Here is a 540-nt window from a genome sequence, read left to right as displayed (position 1 = left end):
GGCTTCCTTGCCGGGGGACGCCCTTGCGGGCGCCGCGGCGCCGGCGCCTCGGCTTGCGCGTCGGCGGCCGAGGCAGACTGCGGCTTGCGACGCCTGGTCATGGTCTTCGTCATGCTGCTCGCCCTCGCCGCCCCTGTCCCTTCACAGCGGATGGACCCGGCGCCGTCAAGCGGCGCCTTCAGGTCGTCCCCGCGCGATGCGCCGCGGGTCAGGCGGCGAAATGTGCAATGGCGGCGGCGAAGCGGGCCGGGTCCTCGGCCATGAGATTGTGCCCGCCGTCCGGCCACACCGCGATCTGCGCGCCGGGAATGTCCGCGGCGAGCGCGGCGCCATGGGCCAGCGGACACTGGTCGTCGGCACTGCCGTGGAGCACCAGAGCCGGCACGTCGATGGCCGCGAGCCCGCCCGAGAGGTCGGCGCGGCGCGCCGCCATCCAGGCACCCGCGACCGCCTCCGGCCGGGCATAGGCGGAGAGGTTCAGCCGTTCGGCCCGCGCCTGCGCCTCGGTGGCGATCTCGGCGGCGGTGGTGCCGCGGAACC

General features: G+C 75.7%; 1 protein-coding gene. It reads right to left on the bottom strand.

Annotation, left to right across the window (positions count from 1 at the left end; all coding sequences use genetic code 11):
- Positions 1–208: 208 nt before the first annotated feature.
- Positions 209–540: alpha/beta fold hydrolase (locus tag AC2W7M_RS27160; RefSeq protein ID WP_486136352.1), on the bottom strand; the 332-nt coding region annotated here is incomplete at its 5' end.

The organism is Xanthobacter sp. BG11Y11_SDJG (assembly GCF_057364445.1).
Note: the sequence above shows the minus strand (reverse complement) of the source record. Positions and strands in the feature narration are given on the sequence as shown.